The following is a 17,861-nucleotide window of genomic DNA, read 5'->3' on the forward strand; positions in this document are numbered from 1 at the left end:
GTCGGGTCGGGCGCGGCGAGGCCCGTCGCCAAGCCCGCCGCCAGGCCCGTCGCTAGGCCGGCGGGGTCGTGTCCGCCCGGCGACGCTCGCGCTCGGCGACCGCGTACGCGTCGGTGCGTGAGTCGTAGGACCAGAAGTCGCGCAGCGCGACCGCGGTGAGCAGGACCCCGCCGACGCACGCGACGCCGCCGCTGACGATGGCCCCCCGCACCGACCAGGCGTCGGCCACGAAGCCGGCGCGGGTCTCACCGACCATCGGGCCGACCGAGTAGGACAGCATCTCGATGCCGGCGAGGCGCCCGCGCATGGTGTCGGGGATCGTCTGGTTCCACACCGTCGAGCGGAAGACCGCCGAGACCATGTCGGCCGCGCCCGCCATCGCCAGGAACAGGCACGCCAGCCAGAACGACGGCATCAGCCCGGCGAGCGCGATGCAGCCGCCGTAGAGGCTGGCGGCGATCACGATCGCGCGGCCGTGGTGGTGCACCCGCCCGATCCACCCGCTGAGAGCGGTGGCGACGAGGGCGCCGACGGTCTCGGCCGAGTAGAGCAGGCCCAGCAGCTCGGGCCGGTCGAACACCTCGTGCGCCAGGGCGGGGAACAGCACCACCGGGATCGCCAGCATCATCGCGGCGATGTCGACGACGTAGGTGCCGAGCAGGTCGCGGCGGCGCAGCGCATAGGTGAGGCCCTCGTGCACGCCGCGCAGGCTCGGCGGCGTGGTCTCACCGTCGTGCGGGTAGGGCCGCATGGCAGCGAAGAGCAGCGTGGCGACCGCGTAGCCCGCCATCCCCGCGACGAAGCACCAGCCGACGCCGACGTAGGCCATCAGCAGTCCGCCGATGAGCGGGCCGAGCAGCACGCCGAGCTGCATCGCGAAGCTGCTGAGCGCGTTGGCGGCGGCGATCTGGTCGTGCCGCACGGTGCGCGGCTCGAGCGCCTCCCGCGACGGGCGCTGCAGGGAGCTCGCGGCCGCGTAGAGGGCGGCGACGACGAAGATCAGCCAGATCCTGGGGTGCGCGGAGAACGCGTTCCAGGCGAACACCGCCATCAGCACGACCTGGACGACGCCCGTCGCCACGAGCAGTCGGCGCCGGTCGACGTGGTCGGCCAGCGCACCGCCGTAGAGCCCGAACACGACCAGCGGCCCGATCTCGACCAGGCCCACGAGCCCGACGAGGAGGTTGGACCCGGTGAGGTCGTAGATCGCGAACGGCACGGCGACGTAGGCGACCATGCTGCCGAGGTAGAAGACGCTGCCGGCGGTGAACAGCAGCCGGAAGTCGCGCGACTCGCGCAGCGGGGTCACGTCCATCCGCATCGAGCGGAGCCGGTCGGTCCAGGTCACGAGGGACCAGTCTCCCCGCCCGCGGCGTGCCGGCGCACCCGACTTTGCGTCCGTGGACGTCAGGAGGCGGCGCGGACCTCGACGACCTCGTGGCGGGGCACGGCGCTCTCGCGGCGGGCCGAGCAGGTGAGCAGGTGGGTCGTCTCGCCCGGCACCCGTCGCACGACGACGTCGACCGGGTCGTGACCGCGCACCCCGAACCGGGCGGTCGTCAGGTCGCCGTCCACGCGGACGGCGCCCGGGCGTACGTCGTCGAGGCCGACGAGGCCGTGCTCGTGGCGGAGCGCGACATCGGCCGCCTGGACCGCCATCGGCAGGTCGGACCGGCCGCGCAGGTGCTCGAGCAGCACCTCGCCGGCCGCCGTGGCAGCGGCGACACGCTGCGCGGACACGGGGTCGAGGCCGCCGTAGTAGAGCCCTCGCGGCAGCACGACGAGGTTGCCGGCGAACCGGTCGCCCCCGACGTGGGACACCTCCCACACGCCGTCGGCATGGGGCCCGTCGGCCAGCGCCTGGGCGACGGGTCGACCGCGCTCGGCGCAGCACGCGTCGTGGCGGCCGTGGGTGCAGACGGCGAGCACCGGGGCCGGCTCGGCCGGGAGGCCGACACTCTGCCCGCGGCCGAGGGCGGCGAGGTCGAGGTCGCGCACGTCCCGCACGCGGTCGAGGTCGGCAGCCTCGGCCCAGGAGCCCGGCCCGGCGGCCCTGGCGGCGACGACCCGGGTGCGGCCACCGGGGGCGCTGCGACCGGGTCGGCGGACCAGGAGCACGCGCACGCGGTGGCGCCGGGACTGCTCCTGCAGGTGGGCGCCGAGCCCGTCGGGGAGCCGCGCGTCGCGCAGCGCGTCCGCGCCCCACGGCCCGGGGTGCTCGACCAGCAGGAAGCTGCGCACGGTGGAGGCGGTGCCGGCGAGCTGGTCGCCGCGATCGCGGCTGGCCGGGGCGCACCGGAAGGCGGTCACCGCACGACCTCGAGCAGCCCTTCCCGGACGAGCCGGCGGCACAGCACGAGGGCGCTCTCGGGGTCGAGCGGGGCGAGGTCGCCCGGCGTGAGCTCCGCGTGGGCCGCGACGTGCTCGAGGGCGGGACGGACCCGCACCGGCACCCGGACGACGCGGTCGCCGATCAGCACCCGGACCACGTCACCGTCGTCGACCAGCACGCAGGGGTGTCCGCGCCTGCGGCGCAGCCGGGTGCCGGCGTCGATCGTCGCCAGCGACGCGCGGTCGAGCAGGGCGCCCGCCAGCCGCGGCGGGCGGCTGCTGACGAAGCGCTCGGCCTGGCCGGCGGCGAGCGCGGCGGGGTCGAGGTGGCGTACGGCGTCGGCGACCGCGGCGAGGTGACCGGACAGTCCCTCGGACAGGCGGGCCGGGTCGTCGAGGTAGCCGGCGGGCAGGTGGACGTCGGGCACGTCGGCGAGCAGCCGCTCGACCTCGCGCGTGACGAGCGCACGCCAGGTCAGCTGGTTGATGCCGATGGTGAGGTGGAGCGAGACCGACTCCTGCGCACGGGCGGCGTGAGGGGTGCCGGTCGGGAGGTAGGCCACGACCCCCGGCTCGAGCAGCAGGTCGCCCGGCCCACCCTCGCCGTGCACCTCCCACATCTTCGTGCCGTGGGTCTGCATCACGAACACGTCGTGGGAGTCGGAGTGCACCGCGAAGCCCTGCGCCCCGGGTGGGGTGAGGTAGGCGTTGGCCTGGCAGGGGTGGCCGAGCTCGAGCTCGAGCTCGGCGACGAGGTCGCCGACGGGCGAGAAGTAGCGCTGGAGTCCCTGCAGCACGATCGTCGCGCCCTCGTCGTGCAGGCGCATCAGCCTCACCGGGTCGACGAGGCCGGTCAGCGGCCTGCCGGCGAGGCTGCCGCCGCGGGTGAAGGACGACTCCGGCAGCACGGAGCCGTTGCGGGCGACCCGCACGGCGGGGGTGCGGATCGCGGTCTCGGTGAGCAGGTGGTCGACGTCGGCGAGCGAGAGCACCTCGGCGCCGTAGGCCGGATCGGTGCGGTGCACGTGGACAGAGGACGCCCAGACCTTGTCGAGGAAGGTCTGGGCGTCACCCGTGAGGCGGTCGAGAGCGCTCAGAGCGCGGTCCCGTCGGTGCCGTCGGCGTCGGTCGAGTCGCCGTCGGTGCCGTCGGTGCCGTCGGCGTCCGTGCCGTCGGCGTCCGTGCCGTCGGCGTCCGTGGAGTCGCCGTCGGTGGCGTCGGTCGAGTCACCATCGGTGCCGTCGGCGTCCGTGCCGTCGGCGTCGGTCGTGGGGCCGGCTGCCACGCCGGTGGGGTCGACGCCCTCGGTGCTCATCTCGTCGTCGCCGAGGGGGTTGTCAGGAGTCGTCATGGGTTCCTCCCAGTCGCACCGTGACGGACGGTCCGTCCCGGCTCTGTGTCGAGTCTGGCGCTCGGGCTGCCCACCGTTCCACACCCCGGTGGACGGGGTCGTGCCTGCCGACGCCTCAGTACCGCTGGTTCTGCCAGAGCAGGCCCGCCGCGGCGTACTCGGTGGGGTTGCAGTAGCCGCCGTAGGTGCGGAAGCGCGAGGGCGAGACGAGCTCCGTGGCGCAGTCGGCCGCGTGCTCGAGCGGCTCCCACCGGGGCGACATCGGGGGGGTCGGCACCGAGGGGTCGGGGTTGTTGTCGGGGACGAACACCTCGGCGGAGCGGGTCCTCAGCGTGGACCAGTCCTCCTGGGTCCCGCCCCAGTTGTAGAACTGCTTCATGTGCGCGCACTCGTGGATCGCGATGGCGAGCCTGCTCTCCTCCGGCTCGTACGGGATCGCCGCGAGCGACGCGGTGTCGATCGTGATGCCGTACTGCCAGTGGAAGACGGCATCGTTTTCGCCGGTGAGGCCGGTGGTGTCGATCGTGATGTTGGCGTTGGGGCACAGCGAGGCGATGGGCGCGTAGAAGCGGGCCTTGTCACCGGTGTACATCGCCTGGTTCTCGAACCAGACGCTCACCGGCTTGGAGGCCACGCTGCGGCGCGCGCGCCGCGGGCCCTTGGTGATCTTCTTGGTCTTGAGGCGGTAGTCGACCCTCTGCACCGGGATCCCGGCGGGCACCACGTGGGCCGGGATCCGGGCGGTGACGAGCTGGCGGCCGATGGTGCCGCGGACCCCCTTGACCTTTCGCCACTTGCTGCCGTCGACCCGCGCCTGGACGAAGACCTTCGTGGGCTTGATGGGCTTGACGCCCCGGTAGGTCTTCCACGCCGCCTGCACCTGGACGCCGGTGCCGGAGCCGCGGACGGCCGTGGCGAAGCCGAAGCCGTCGAGGCGGTTGTACTTCTTGCCCCAGAAGGCGAAGAGCGGCCGCCGCGCGGCCCTGGCGGACGACGTGCGTGCCGAGCCGGGTGCGGCCACGACGAGCGGCGCCGGTGGGGGCAGGGGCTGCACGTCGCGGGTCGTCAGGGCCACGTCGGGAGGCGTGGCGTCGTCGGCGCCGGGGGCGGCCGCGACGGGGCCGGCGACGAATGCCGTGGAGAGGGCCACCGCCGCTGCTGCCAGTGCGGTGGTGAGACGTCGGCCTGCTCGCATGTGGGTGGCTCCGTGGTGTGTGAGGTGTCGGGGTCGCCCGTTGCCTACCCGCCGGGGCCGGAGGGCAAACGCGCGGCGCGCGGTCGGGTCACAGCATCCCGCGGCGCCGGGCGACGGCCGCGGCCTCGGTGCGCGAGGCGGCGTCGAGCTTGGCCAGGATGTTGGAGACGTGGACCGAGACGGTCTTGGTGCTGATGAACAGCTGCTTGCCGATCTCGCCGTTGGACCTCCCCTCCGCGACGAGGGCGAGGATCTCCCCCTCCCGCGGTGTCAGGCTCGCCGCGTGCTCGGAGGTCGCCGGGGTGGCGGTGGAGCCCTGCGCGGTGAGCTCGTCGAGCATCGGCTGGGCGCCGATCGCCCGTGCCGCCTCGCGCGCCAGGTCGGCGACCTGCCTCGCGCCGTCGGCGTCGCCGGCGGCGCGCAGCACCCCGGCCAGCCGCACCCGGGTCTGCGCCAGCTCGGGGACGCTGCCGTAGCCGACGGCGGCCTCCTCGGCCGCCCGCCAGGCCGCTACGAGCTCGTCGGCCGACGGCGGGTCGACCTGGGCCAGCCAGCGCCACCGCAGGTGCTCGGCGGTGCGGCGCGCGACCCACATCCGGTACTCGGGGCCCTGGCTGTCGTCGTAGGGGGCATAGAAGTCGATCACCCGGCCGCTCTCGGACACCAGCCGCTCGACGTCGCGCGCGGCGCACTCGCGCTCGTCGGCCGACTGGCGGTGGGCGGCAGCCGCGTACGCGCTGAGCGCGAGCGTCGCGAGCCGCAGCCGGGCCTGGAACCACTGGTGCCACAGCGGCACGACGGCGGTGACCACGTCGTCGTAGGCCGCCAGCGCCAGCGCCCCGTCGCCGGCGGCCGCGGCGCGCATGATCTCGGCCGCCGCCGAGGAGATCGCGGTCAGCCCGTCGCTGCTCCAGTGGTCGCGCAGCCGCTCCAGCGCCTCGGCCTTGGAGCCGCCGCGCACGCCGATGGTGATGTACATCTGGTGCGCGAAGTAGGCCCACTCCGAGACCATGGGCGGGTTCTGCCCGCTCACGTCGAGGAGCTCCCAGGCCTCGTCGAGCAGGCCCTGGTGGGTGAGCACGACGGCGAGCAGCAGGCGCGCCTCGGCGGGGTAGGGCGACCAGGTCAGCCCGCCGACCTGGCTGCGGTCGATCACCTCGCGGTAGACCTCGACCGCCTCGGCGAGGCGCCCGCTGTCGTGGTGGGTGCGGCCGAGCAGGTAGAGCGCCCGCAGCTCGGCCTGGATCAGGCCGGCGCGACGCGCCCGGTCGGCCGCCGCCCGCCACCCGACGACCGCGCTGGACCCACCCTCGGGGTCGAGGCCGGCGACGGTGGCGTGGAGCTCGACGGCCAGGCTGGCGAGGTCGTGGCGCTCGGCGAGCTCGAGGGCCGGCAGCGCGACCGCCCGCGCCTGGTCGTCGTGCCAGCCGACCAGGCTCTGGGCGTGCACCAGCAGGGCCCGGGCCAGCAGCTTGGGCGGCCCCGTGCGCAGCAGCTCCACGGCCTCGGCGGCGGTCTCGCTGGGCGACTCGGGGCTGTCGGTGAGCAGCAGCGCGGAGGCAAGCGCCGTCAGCAGCTGGCCACGGTCGACGTCGGCGCCCTCGGCGGGCAGGGCGGCCAGCCGGGCGCGGAGCACCTTGACGGCCTTCGACACCCGGCCCGAGGCGATCAGCGCCTCGGCGCAGCGGCGCGCCAGGGCGAAGCCGTCGATCCCGGGCACCGGCTCGTGGGAGGTGTCGACGAGCTCGAGCGCGTCGAGGAAGTGGGTGGCCGCCTCGGCGGGACCGCCGACGGCCAGCGCCTCCTCGCCCGCCTCGATCGAGGCACGGACCGCGACGGGACGGTCGTCGGCCCGGCGGGCGTGCTGGGCGAGCTCGGCCGCCGTGCCGACCGCGAAGCCCTCGCCGAGGGCGGCGACGAAGTCGGCATGCAGCCGCATCCGCTCGCCGGGCAGCAGGTCGTCGTAGACCGCCTCGCCGAGCAGGGCGTGCCGGAAGGCGTAGGTGTCGCCGCGGGAGGCGATCAGCACGTGGGCCTCGACGGCGGCGCGCAGCGCGGCCTCGAGCTCGGCGGCGCCGAGGTCGGAGACGGCGGCGAGCAGGCCGTGGCTGACCTGGCGCCCGGCGACGGACACGATGCGCACGACCTGGCGCGTCGTCTCGTCGAGGCGGTCGAGGTGGACGAGCAGCACGTCGGCGAGCTCGCCGGGCACCTGCCCGGACCACGCCGCACCCACGAGCTCCTCGATGAAGAACGGGTTGCCCTCGGCACGGTCGACGATGGAGGTGTACTCCGCCTCGGACAGCGTCGAGGGGTGCAGCGCGCGGACGAGGAGGCGTACGTCGTCGGCGGCGAGCGGCTCGAGCTGGAGGCGGTCGACGCCGCGCAGGCGCATCCACTCCGCCACCTGGCGGCGCAGCGGGTGGCGGCGGTGCAGGTCGTCGGCGCGGTAGGACACGACCAGCGCGACGCCGGGCACAGGGCGGGAGAAGAGGAAGCTGAGCATGTCGCGCGTGGACTCGTCGGCCCAGTGCGCGTCCTCGACGATCACGAGGACCGGGGTCGGCTCGGCGACGGCGGTGAGGAGGTGGCTGAACGCGTCGTAGACGTTGCCCCGGTCGAGCGCCTGGTCGCCCGAGGCGGTCTCGCTGCTGCGGATGCGCCGGCCGGGCTGGAGGCGGGCGAGCGTGGGGTGCACCTCGAGGACGCGGCCGGTGACGTCGGGGTGGTCGGCCACGAGGCGGCCGAGGATCTCGGAGAAGGGGAGGTAGGGCAGCGAGCTGTCGGCGAGGTCGAGGCAGTGCCCCGCGACGACCTGCCAGTCGGCGTCGAGGGCGGCGTCGCGCAGCGCCATCAGCAGCCGGGTCTTGCCGACTCCCGCGTCGCCGGCGACGAGCATCGACCGGACCGTGCGACCGGTCCCGGACGTGCGGATGCCGAGCTGGGCGGTCAGCTGCTCCAGCTCGGCATCGCGTCCGATGAGATCGGTGGTCCGCAGGGCCGGCACGGACGTCATTGTGTCGTGCCCGTCCGACATCCGCGGGTCGATCGCGGCGCGGGTCACTTCCCGGTGTCGTCGGCGCGGACGCGGGTCCAGCGGCGCTGGCCGTAGTCCTTGCGGATCCTGTCCTGTCGGTAGATGATCTCGGCGCTCAGGAAGCTGTCGGTGGTGAACATGTCCTACTCCTCGTCTCCCGACCCCGTCTGGGTCGATGTGTCGAGGTTGCGCCCGTGAGGTAGCACCGGACATCGGGCGCGTGCCCTATCCGGGGGCCGCCGGCTACCTCAGATGCCCCGCCCGGCGGCGTACGGCGCCCGCCTGAGGTAGCCGGAGACCGCGGATCACCTAGGGACGACCACCGGGCGGCCGGCCTGCCACACCCCGGCGACGAGCGGGACGCCCGGGCGGTAGGCGAGGTGGACGTGGGAGGGCGCGTCGAGCAGGACGAGGTCGGCGGCCTTGCCGGGGGCGAGCACGCCGACGTCGTCGCGGTCGAGGGCCGCCGCCCCCATGGCGGTGGCCGCGTGGAGCGCCTCGGCGGGAGCCATCCGCATCTCCCGGACGGCGAGCGCGATGCAGAGCGCCATCGAGGAGGTGAAGCACGACCCCGGGTTGCAGTCGCTGGCCAGCGCGACGCGGACGCCGGCGTCGAGCAGGCGCCGGGCGTCGGGGTAGGGCTGCCGGGTGGAGAACTCCACGCCGGGCAGCAGCGTGGCGATGGTGCCCGACCCCGCCAGCGCGGAGACGTCGTCGTCGGAGAGGAAGGTGCAGTGGTCGACGGCGGCCAGGCCGAGCTCGCAGGCCAGCCGCACGCCGCCGCCGTACGTCAGCTGGTTGGCGTGGAGCCGGCCGCGCAGGCCGCTGTCGGACCCCGCCGTCAGGATGGCGCGTGCCTGGTCGACGTCGAAGGCGCCGTCCTCGCAGAACACGTCGATCCACCGGGCGTGCGGTGCCGCCGCCGCGAGCATGGGGCCGGTGACGAGGTCGACGTAGTCCTCGGGGGTGGTGCCGTCGGGGACGACGTGGGCACCGAGGAACGTCGTCTCCTCGGTGAACTGGCGGGCCACCGCGAGACTGCGCGCCTCGTCGTGCACCGACAACCCGTAGCCGCTCTTGATCTCGACGGAGGTGGTGCCCTGCGCCCGCATCTCGGCGACGAGCCGGGCGACGTGGGAGGTGAGCTGGTCGTCGGTGGCCGCACGCGTCCTCGCGACCGTGGTGCGGATGCCGCCGGCCGTGTAGGGCTCCCCGGTCATCCGCGCCTCGAACTCTGCGGAGCGGTCGCCGGCGAAGACGAGGTGGCTGTGGGAGTCGACGAAGCCGGGGATGACCGCGCGCCCACCGGCGTCGACCTGCACGTCGGCCGCGGGCGCCTCGGATGCCGGGCCCACCCAGGCCACCCGGCTGCCCTCGACCACGACGGCGGCGTCGTGGACGAGGCCGAGCAGGCCGCCCTGCCCGGCGCGGGCCGGATCGTTGGTGACGAGCTCGCCGATGCCGGTGATCACGCTCGCGAGCGGTCCGGTCGTCATCGATCCTCCCCCCAGATCGCGGCGACCGCCGCCTCGAGCTCGAGGCCGATGTCGTAGCGCTCGCCCTCCTCGACGATCCAGCGGCCGTCGGCCATGACCCGCTGCACGTCCTCGGCGGACGCCGCGAACACGATCGCCCCCTCGTCGCGGCCCGCGCCGGCCGTGCGGGGGCTGGCCGGGTCGACGACGACGAGGTCGGCGCGCTGCCCCACGGCGATCGCGCCCGCGTCGGGCCAGCCGAGCGACGCGTGCCCGGTCACCGTGGCGGCGTCGATCAGCTCGGTGGCGCTCCAGTGGCCGCGCTGCTGGGTGGCGAGCCGCTCGTCGAGCTCGACGGCGCGCATCTCCTCGAAGAGGTCGATCACCGCGTGGCTGTCCGAGCCGAGGGTCAGCCGGGCGCCCGCGTCGTGCAGGCGCCGCGACGGCCCGATGCCGTCGCCGAGGTCGCGCTCGGTGGTCGGGCAGAAGGCGGCGAACGCCCCCGCCCCGCCGATCAGCGCGATGTCGTCAGCGGTGAGGTGGGTGGCGTGGACCACGCTCGTCGTGGGCCGCAGCAGCCCGTGCTCGTCGAGCAGGCGGGCGGGGGTGAGCCCGTACGCCTCGAGGCAGGCCTGGTTCTCGGCGACCTGCTCGGACAGGTGGACGTGGAAGGGCCGCCCACCGACCCAGTCGGCCACGGTGCCGAGCGCGTGGTCGGGCACGGCGCGCACCGAGTGGACGGCGGCGCCGACCCGGGCGTGGGGGTCGACGTCGAGCGCGTCGACCCGCGAGGCCCACGCCTGGGCCGAGTCGTCGGTGTAGCGCAGCTGGGCGCCCTGCGGCGCGGCGCCGAAGCCGGCCGACAGGTACAGCGTGTCGAGCAGGGTGATGCGCACGCCCGCGAGCCGCGCGGCCTCGACCAGCGCCCGGCCCATCTCGTTGGGGTCGCCGTAGCGGGCGCCGTCGGGCCGGTGGTGCACGTAGTGGAACTCCCCCACGCACGTGATCCCGGCCGCCGCCATCTCGCGGAACGTCGCCCGGGCGAGGGCGAGGTAGGTGTCGGGGTCGAGCCGCGCGGCGACGGCGTACATCTGGTCGCGCCAGGTCCAGAACGTGCCGCGCTCGCGCTGCGTGCGCCCGCGCAGGGCCCGGTGGAAGGCGTGGCTGTGGGTGTTGGCGAGCCCGGGCACCACGAGGCCCCGCACGGGGACGGCGCGCCGCGGGTCGGCGTCGGGGGTGACGGAGGTGAAGCGGCCGTCCTCGACCTCGACGAGCACGTCGTCGAGGAAGCGGTCGCCGACCCAGGCGCGCTCGAGGAGGTAGGCCGTCACGCGGGGGCTCCGGTGAGCTCGGCCAGCACGTCGGCGAGCGCCTCGACCCCGGCGAGGCAGTCGGCGGTCTCGGCGTGCTCGTCGGGCGAGTGCGAGACGCCCGTGGGGTTGCGGACGAAGACCATGGCCGTGGGGATGCCGGCGTCCGACAGGATGCCTGCGTCGTGGCCGGCCTGGGTGGGGATGACGGGCCGGTCGCCGAGCCCGGCGAGGCGCGCGGCGAGGTCGGGGTCGAAGGCGACCGAGCCGGAGACCGACTCGGCGGTGACCTCGAGGGACGTGCCGTCGCGGTCGGCGCGGTCGTGCGCCTGCCGCCCGATGGCGTCCACGAGCTCAGCGAGCGCGTCGTCCGACGAGGCGCGCGCATCGAGCCAGGCGGTCACCAGCGACGGGATCGCGTTGGTGCCGTTGGGCTCGACGGCGAGGCTGCCGAAGGTGGCGCGCTGACCGGCCAGGCGGGCCTGCTTGTTGGCGGCCAGCGCCGTCATCGCGTAGGTCAGCATCGGGTCGTGCCGGTCCTCCATCCGGGTCGTGCCGGCGTGGTTGGCCTGCCCGGCGAAGTCGAAGCGCCACCGCCCGTGCGGCCAGATCTCGCTGGCCAGGCCGACGGCGACGTCGCGGTCGACGAGGTCACGGCCCTGCTCGACGTGCAGCTCGACGAAGGTGCTCACGCGCTCCAGCGACAGCAGCCCCTGCGACGGGTCGAGCCCGGCGTCGGCGACCGCATCGGCGAGGAGCACCCCGTCGCGGTCGCGCAACTCGCGCGCCTCGTCCCAGGTCGTCGCCCCGGTGACCAGCCGGGAGCCGAGGCAGGCGCGGCCGAAGCGCGAGCCCTCCTCCTCGACGAAGACGCCCAGACCGAGGGGCCGGTCCGGCGCGAAGCCCCGGGCGCGCAGCACGTCGACGGCCGCCAGCGCCGACACCACGCCCAGCGGTCCGTCGTACGCCCCGCCGTCGAGCACCGAGTCGAGGTGCGAGCCGGTGAGGACGCCCTCCGCGCCGGACGCACCTGCGGGCTCCCACCAGGCGACCTGGTTGCCCACGCCGTCGGTCTCGACGGCGAGTCCGCGCGCCGCGCACTCCTCGGCGAACCAGGCCCGCAGCTCCGACTCGGCGGAGGTCCAGGGCTGGCGGAAGTAGCCGCCCGACGACGCGGACCGCCCGACCGGTGCGAGGTCGCGCCACATCTGCTCGAAGTCCGACGGTGCTGCCATGCGAGCAGTCCACCGGGATCGCCGCACGCGGTCAACGCACGACCCCGGCGATTCGTCTCGGATCCCAGACGTGCGGGCGGGGCGCGCGCTGCTGTAACGCCGGGTTAGCAGCTGTACCCACTGGGATAGATCATGGTGGGTACAGCTGGTAACCCGGCGTTACAGCGGCAGGCGGCGAGGGTGAGAGCCTGCCCCCATGGAGTTCCGCGACGTCGTCCGCCGCCGGCGCATGGTGCGCCGCTACGCCGACCGGCCCGTCCACCCGGCGGCCGTCGAGCGGATGCTCGAGCACGCCCAGCGCGCGCCCAACGCCGGGTTCACCCAGGGGTGGGCGTTCCTGGTGCTGGACACCCCCGACGACGTGGCGCTCTTCTGGGCGGCGACAGGGGCGGACCCGGACGTCCGCAACGCCTGGCTCGACGGCATGCGCACCGCGCCGGTCGTCATCGTGCCGCTGACCAGCAAGGCGGCCTACCTCGACCGCTACGCCCAGCCCGACAAGGGATGGGCCGACCGCGACGAGGCGCGCTGGCCCGTGCCGTACTGGTGGGTCGACGCCGGCATGGCGTCGCTGCTCGTCCTCCAGACGGCCGTCGACGAGGGCCTCGGCGCCTGCTTCTTCGGGATCCCCGGCGAGCACCTGGCGTCCTTCCGCGCGGCGTTCGGCATCCCCGTCGACCACGCGCCGGTCGGCGCGATCACCGTCGGGCACCGTGAGGACGACGACGCGGGGGCGCCCGGGTCGCCGGCGCGTCGGAGGCGACGGACCGATCTGGTCCACCGCGGGCGGTGGGGCACTACGGTCACCCCATGACCGACCGCGTCGTCGCCGCCCTGCAGGCGCTCGTCCGCATCCCCACCGTCTCCGACCGCGACCCGGCTCGCGTCGACACCGACGCCTTCGACCGGCTGCTCGCCGAGCTCGCGACGCAGTTCCCGCTGCTCCACGACCGGCTCGGGCTCACCCGCGTCGGCAGCCACGGCCTGCTCCTCCACTGGGCCGGGGCGAGCGCGGAGCGCCCGGTCGTGCTGATGGCCCACCTCGACGTCGTGCCGGTCGACGCGGACGCCCCGTGGCAGCACGACCCGTTCGGCGGCGAGATCCACGACTCCCCCGCGGGTCCGGCGATCTGGGGGCGCGGCACGCTCGACGACAAGGGCTGCGTCGCGGCGATCTGCGAGGCCGTCGAGCAGCTGCTCGAGACCGACCACGTGCCGGCCCAGGACGTGTGGCTGTCCTTCGGCTGCGACGAGGAGGTCAGCGGCACCGCGGCCGCGGAGGCCGTCGACGTGCTGCGCCGGCGCGGCGTGACGCCGTGGCTGGTCCTCGACGAGGGCGGCGCGATCGCGGGCGGCGCGTTCCCCGGCGTGAAGGCGCCCCTGGGCGTCATCGGCGTGACCGAGAAGGGCACCACCTCGCTCGAGCTGGTGGCCGAGGGGCGCGGCGGCCACGCCTCGACGCCGGCACGCAACGGCCCGACCGCCCGCATCGCCCGGGCCATCCTGCGGGTCGAGAAGTCGCCGTTCCCGGCGTCCGCGCCGGCCCCGACGCTCGAGCTGGCGCGCCGGCTGGCACCCCACGTGCCGCTTCCGCTGCGTCCCCTGCTGGGCCGCGCCGACCGGCTCGCACCGGTGATCACGCGGGCGCTCCTCGCCGCCGGCCCGGAGGCCGCGGCGATGACCCGCACGACCGTCGCCACCACCACCCTCAGCGGCTCCCCCGCCCTCAACGTCATCGCCTCGACGGCCCGCGCGGGGCTCAACATCCGCGTCATGGTCGGCGACACCGTCGCGGGCGTCGTGGAGCACGTGCGCCGCGCGGTCGACGACGACTCGATCCGCATCGAGGTGGTCGAGTCCGGCGAGCCGTCGCCGGTCTCCCCGATGGACGAGGCGTTCGAGCTCCTCGAGGACTGCATCGGGGAGGTGTTCCCCGACGCCGTCGCGACGCCCTACGTGATGATGGCGGCCACCGACTCGCGGCACTTCACCGCGATCAGCGACCACGTCTACCGCTTCGCCCCGTTCCGGATGTCCAAGGCCCAGCGCGAGGCCATCCACTCCTACGACGAGCACCTCGGCGTCGCCGACCTCGTCGACGGCTCCCGCTGGTATCGGCTGCTGATCGAGAGGCTTCCGGCATGAGCACCGAGATCCCGCCCGGCCCGCTCAAGGCCCCGGCCGCGCACACGGCGGTCAAGGGCCTGGCCACCGTCGTCGGCTTCCTGGTGCTGGTCGAGCTCGCCAGCGGGATCCTGCAGGGCTACTACACGCCCATCTACCCGCAGATCGCCGAGCACCTCTCCATCAGCGAGGGGGACATCAACTGGTTCGAGGCGGCGCAGCTCATCGTCAGCGCGCTCTGCATCCCGCTCCTCGCGCGGCTCGGCGACCTCGTCGGCCACAAGCGGGTGCTCCTGATCTCGACGGCCGCGACCGCGATCGGCTCGTGGTGGCTGGCGTTCGCCCCCGGCTTCGGCAGCTTCCTCCTCGGCTGGGCCGTCCAGGGCGCGTACGTCGTGTGGCTGCCGCTGGAGATCGCGATCATCCACCGGCGCACGCGCGACTCCGGCCGTCAGGAGCTGCTGACCCGCCGCGGCGCCGCCGTCCTGGTCGGCTCGCTCGAGCTGGCGGTGATCGTGGGCGCGCTGAGCAGCGGGCTGCTCGTCGACACCCTCGACATGAACGTCCTGCTCGCCCTGCCCGCCGTCGTGGTCACCGCGGTGTTCTTCGTGATCCTCGCCGGCATCGAGCAGGCGCCGGGCGACGACACCGGCGGCGGCCTCGACTGGACCGGCCTGGGGCTGATCACCCTCGCCCTCGGCGTGCTGATGGGCGGCCTGGTGTGGCTGCGCCTCGACGGCGCCGGGTCGCTGCTCGGCTGGTCGACGATCCTGCTGTCGCTGCTCGTCTTCGCCGCCTTCTGGCGCTTCGAGCAGCAGCACCCCGAGCCGATCGTCGACGTGCGGCTGCTGGCCGGACCGGCGCAGTGGCCCGTGCAGGTGACGGCGTTCCTCTTCGGCATCCCGGTGCTCGGCGGCCAGATCCCGCTGTCGACGTACGCCCAGGCCGACCCCGTCGAGCGCGGCTACGGGCTCGGTGCAGAGCCGGCGTTCATCTCCACCCTCATCGGCCTCTACGTCGTCACGCTCGCGATCGGCGCCTTCACGCTGCCGCTGACCACCCGGCTGCTCGGCGGCGTGCGCCGCGCGCTCGTGGTCGCGTGCCTGCTGGTCGGCGGCGGCTACCTGCTGTGGCTGCCGTTCCACGACGAGACGTGGCAGGCGCTGCTCAACATGGGCGTCGCCGGCCTCGGGTCGGGCGCGCTGGTGGCGGCGCTGCCGGCGGCCGCGGCTGCCGCGGCGCCACCCGAGCGCACCGGGATCGCCACGGGCATGACCAACGGCACCAAGACCGTCGGCGGCGCGATCGCCTCGGCGATCTTCGCGATCGCGCTCACGGCGACCGGCTCGCTCGACGCGACCTCCGAGCAGGTGGCGCCGTTCAGCGGCTACCTCACCGTGTGGGCGGTGTGTGCCGGAGCGTCGTTCCTGGCCGCGCTCGCCCTGCTGGCCGCCCCGAAGCACGCCTTCGGCGACGCTCCCGCGCCGCTCACCCGCTGAGGGCGCCCCTGAGCCGGGCCACCCCGGGGCCGGTCAGGTCGTCGAGCGCCTGCTCCCGCCCGGAGACGACCATGAGCAGCGACACCAGCGGCCCCCGGACCTCCGGGCCCTCGCCGTGCGACCAGTCGGCGTCGTCGGCGACCAGCCGGAGGCCGGCTGCGCGCTGCTTGCCGCCGCCCAGTCCCACCGGCGTCCTGAGCTGGTGGGCGAGGGCCCGGACCACGGTCTCCTCGGGGTAGGCACGGGTGAGGCCGAGCGGGCGCCGGACGTCCTCGCCGTGCGCGACCTCCTCGACCAGCCGGCTGTCGAGCGGGGCCGGCGGCGTGGTCGTGCGCCCGACGACCTCGCGCAGCCGCTGGAGCGTCTCGGCGGGCGTCGCGCCCTTCTCGCGCGCGACCCCCTGGTCGTTCTGCCGGTCGAAGTCGAAGCGCGCCCGCACCATCGCGAGCACGATCCCGACCCGGGTCGTCCTGGCGTTGTCGACGAGGTGGGCGGCGACGTCGTGCACCGTCCACCCGCCGCACAGCGACGGCACCTCCCACTGCTCGTCGCTCAGTCCGGACAGGTCGTCGACCAGTGCCGCGCGCTCGGCGCGCACCAGGTCCCACACATCGCTCATCCGTCCAGCCTCTCAGGAGGCGGGGACATCGGGTCGCGCGCTGCGTGAGAGGCCGCCGGGAGGGTCAGCGGGGCGGGAGCGACCCCCGGGCGGCGGCGGCCTCGATGCTGTCCTCGGACGGCATCAGCAGCCACAGCAGCGGGTAGATGAGGATCTGGCTGCCCGGGATCGCGAAGAGCGTCACGACGAACAGCAGGCGGGTGATCCACGGCGTGAGGCCGAGGCGCCGGCCGACGCCGGCGCAGACGCCGGCGATGATCGCGCGGTCGGTCGAGCGGACCAGACCCTGGCGGGCGAAGGACGTACGGATCTTCTCCATGCCTCCAGCATGCGTCATCCGCGCCCGCCGGACCATCGGGAACGACCCCGGTCCGACCCCGGGCGTGCGCCCCTGGTCACCCGGCCCGACCCCGAGGACGACGGGGGTCAGCGGACGCGACCGGACTCCTCGCTCACCTCGCGCAGGCGCCGCGCCAGGTCGTCGGTGAGCATGCCGGGCTGGAGGCGCCACGACCAGGTGGCCGCGGAGCCGGGGGTGTTCATCCGGGCCTCGCCGCCCAGCGACAGCACGTCCTGGGCCTGCACCATCGCGAGCGCGCAGGGGGCGTGGTGGGCGAGCCGGATCATCGCCCACGCAGGGTCCGGGTCGGTGATGCCGGCCGCGCTCCAGGCGCGCTCGGCCTCGCGGCGCCGTCGGGCCGGCAGGGTGTCCCACCAGCCCACGACGGTGTCGTTGTCGTGGGTGCCGGTGTAGACGACCTGGTCGTGGCGCAGGTTCTCCGGCTCGTGGGAGCGGTCCTCGCCGTCGGGGTCGAAGGCGAACTGCAGGACCGCCATCCCCGGGAAGCCCAGGGCCTCGCGGAGCTCCTCGACGGGGGCGTCGATGACCCCGAGGTCCTCGGCGACGACGGGCAGCGGCCCGAGCTCGGCGGACGCGGCGTCGAAGACCGCCCGCCCCGGGCCCGGCTGCCAGCTGCCGTGCTCCGCCGTCTCGTGGTCGGCCGGCACCGCCCAGAAGCCCGCGAAGCCGCGGAAGTGGTCGATGCGGACGAGGTCGTGGAGCGCGAGGCTCCGGCGCAGCCGCTCCACCCACCACCGGTAGCCGTCGGCCGCCATGGCCGTCCAGTCGTAGAGCGGGTTGCCCCACAGCTGGCCGGTGTCGGTGAAGGCGTCGGGCGGTACGCCGGCGACGGCGTCGTGACGGAACAGCTCGGGCCACGTCGCCGTGTCCGCGCTGCCGGCGGCGACGTAGATCGGGATGTCGCCCAGCACCCGGACCCCGTGGTCGGCGGCGAAGGAGCGCAGCGCCTGCCACTCGCGCTGGAAGCGCACCTGGTCGGCGAGATCGCCGCCGTGCGCCGTCCACGACCCGGTCCAGTAGGCGTTCTCGTCGGCGAACGCCCGCACCTCGTCGTCGCCCACCGGCGCACCCGGGTCCTCGAGCAGCCCCGGCCAGGCGGCGAAGGCGGACGGGGAGGCGTACGGCGACCCGTGCGCGTCGGGGACGGTGAGGGGGAGCACCTGCCACACCGACTGGCCGGCGGCGGCCAGCCACCGCACGAAGTCGCGGGCCGGCTCCCCGAGCCGGCCGCCGGGCAGCGAGGTCACGTGGAGCTGGACTCCTGCGGCACGGTCGTGGAGGCCCTGGATCGCCATGGGCAGCAGCCTGCCATGGCGCACCGAGG

At 74.8% G+C, this 17,861-nt stretch carries 15 protein-coding genes; 3 read left to right on the forward strand and 12 right to left on the reverse strand.

Features of this window, described 5'->3' with window-relative positions; all coding sequences use genetic code 11:
* Positions 1-52: 52 nt before the first annotated feature.
* The 9 genes from AC4H2S_RS01615 to AC4H2S_RS01655 form a co-directional block, all read right to left on the reverse strand.
* On the reverse strand, positions 53-1,348 hold the full coding sequence (locus AC4H2S_RS01615) for an MFS transporter (RefSeq protein WP_491495208.1): 1,296 nt from the start codon (positions 1,346-1,348) through the stop codon (positions 53-55).
* A 59-nt stretch (positions 1,349-1,407) separates the two neighbouring features.
* The gene (locus AC4H2S_RS01620; RefSeq protein ID WP_491495209.1) at positions 1,408-2,310 is read right to left on the reverse strand and encodes a ferredoxin family protein; all 903 of its coding nucleotides are present in this window, start codon (positions 2,308-2,310) and stop codon (positions 1,408-1,410) included.
* On the reverse strand, positions 2,307-3,356 hold the full coding sequence (locus AC4H2S_RS01625) for a JmjC domain-containing protein (protein ID WP_491495210.1): 1,050 nt from the start codon (positions 3,354-3,356) through the stop codon (positions 2,307-2,309). The genes AC4H2S_RS01620 and AC4H2S_RS01625 overlap by 4 nt, the downstream gene beginning before the upstream one ends.
* A gap of 68 nt (positions 3,357-3,424) precedes the next feature.
* A complete protein-coding gene (locus AC4H2S_RS01630) occupies positions 3,425-3,682 on the reverse strand; it encodes a hypothetical protein (RefSeq protein ID WP_491495211.1) in 258 nt (85 codons plus the stop codon).
* A 115-nt stretch (positions 3,683-3,797) separates the two neighbouring features.
* Positions 3,798-4,877: a hypothetical protein gene (locus AC4H2S_RS01635; RefSeq protein ID WP_491495212.1), complete on the reverse strand. Its 1,080-nt coding sequence runs from the start codon at positions 4,875-4,877 to the stop codon at positions 3,798-3,800.
* An 88-nt stretch (positions 4,878-4,965) separates the two neighbouring features.
* Positions 4,966-7,884, reverse strand: a complete 2,919-nt coding sequence (locus AC4H2S_RS01640; RefSeq protein WP_491495213.1) for an ATP-binding protein — start codon at positions 7,882-7,884, stop codon at positions 4,966-4,968.
* 335 nt (positions 7,885-8,219) lie between these two features.
* Positions 8,220-9,410 carry an imidazolonepropionase gene (gene hutI / locus AC4H2S_RS01645; protein WP_491495214.1) on the reverse strand — a complete coding sequence of 397 codons (1,191 nt, stop codon included), beginning with the start codon at positions 9,408-9,410 and terminating at the stop codon, positions 8,220-8,222.
* On the reverse strand, positions 9,407-10,720 hold the full coding sequence (locus AC4H2S_RS01650; protein ID WP_491495215.1) for a formimidoylglutamate deiminase: 1,314 nt from the start codon (positions 10,718-10,720) through the stop codon (positions 9,407-9,409). The genes hutI and AC4H2S_RS01650 overlap by 4 nt, the downstream gene beginning before the upstream one ends.
* Complete coding sequence (locus tag AC4H2S_RS01655; RefSeq protein ID WP_491495216.1) at positions 10,717-11,934, reverse strand: allantoate amidohydrolase; 1,218 nt, start codon at positions 11,932-11,934, stop codon at positions 10,717-10,719. Before AC4H2S_RS01655 ends, AC4H2S_RS01650 begins: the two co-directional genes overlap by 4 nt.
* 196 nt (positions 11,935-12,130) lie before the next feature.
* Between AC4H2S_RS01655 and AC4H2S_RS01660 the strand changes: the two genes are divergently transcribed.
* Genes AC4H2S_RS01660 through AC4H2S_RS01670 form a run of 3 tightly spaced genes read left to right on the forward strand, consistent with a single transcriptional unit; the run spans position 12,131 to position 15,557 of the window.
* Entirely contained in the window at positions 12,131-12,748 is a 618-nt protein-coding gene (locus AC4H2S_RS01660; protein WP_491495217.1) for a nitroreductase family protein, read from the forward strand.
* Positions 12,745-14,079 (forward strand): M20/M25/M40 family metallo-hydrolase, encoded by a 1,335-nt coding sequence (locus AC4H2S_RS01665; protein ID WP_491495218.1) that lies wholly within the window; start codon positions 12,745-12,747, stop codon positions 14,077-14,079. Before AC4H2S_RS01660 ends, AC4H2S_RS01665 begins: the two co-directional genes overlap by 4 nt.
* Positions 14,076-15,557 carry an MFS transporter gene (locus AC4H2S_RS01670; protein WP_491495219.1) on the forward strand — a complete coding sequence of 494 codons (1,482 nt, stop codon included), beginning with the start codon at positions 14,076-14,078 and terminating at the stop codon, positions 15,555-15,557. The genes AC4H2S_RS01665 and AC4H2S_RS01670 overlap by 4 nt, the downstream gene beginning before the upstream one ends.
* Here AC4H2S_RS01670 and AC4H2S_RS01675 read toward each other — a convergent pair.
* The 3 genes from AC4H2S_RS01675 to AC4H2S_RS01685 all read right to left on the reverse strand — a co-directional run bounded on the left by AC4H2S_RS01675 (position 15,547) and on the right by AC4H2S_RS01685 (position 17,832).
* On the reverse strand, positions 15,547-16,176 hold the full coding sequence (locus AC4H2S_RS01675) for a maleylpyruvate isomerase family mycothiol-dependent enzyme (protein ID WP_491495220.1): 630 nt from the start codon (positions 16,174-16,176) through the stop codon (positions 15,547-15,549). The two genes, AC4H2S_RS01670 and AC4H2S_RS01675, sit on opposite strands and share 11 nt — an antisense overlap.
* Positions 16,177-16,240: 64 nt before the next feature.
* On the reverse strand, positions 16,241-16,495 hold the full coding sequence (locus tag AC4H2S_RS01680) for a PspC domain-containing protein (RefSeq protein ID WP_491495221.1): 255 nt from the start codon (positions 16,493-16,495) through the stop codon (positions 16,241-16,243).
* A 107-nt stretch (positions 16,496-16,602) separates the two neighbouring features.
* Positions 16,603-17,832, reverse strand: coding sequence for a 4-alpha-glucanotransferase (locus tag AC4H2S_RS01685; RefSeq protein ID WP_491495222.1), 1,230 nt, complete (start codon positions 17,830-17,832; stop codon positions 16,603-16,605).
* Between the last annotated feature and the right edge of the window lie 29 nt (positions 17,833-17,861).

This window comes from Nocardioides sp. Z13_37 (assembly GCF_058355585.1).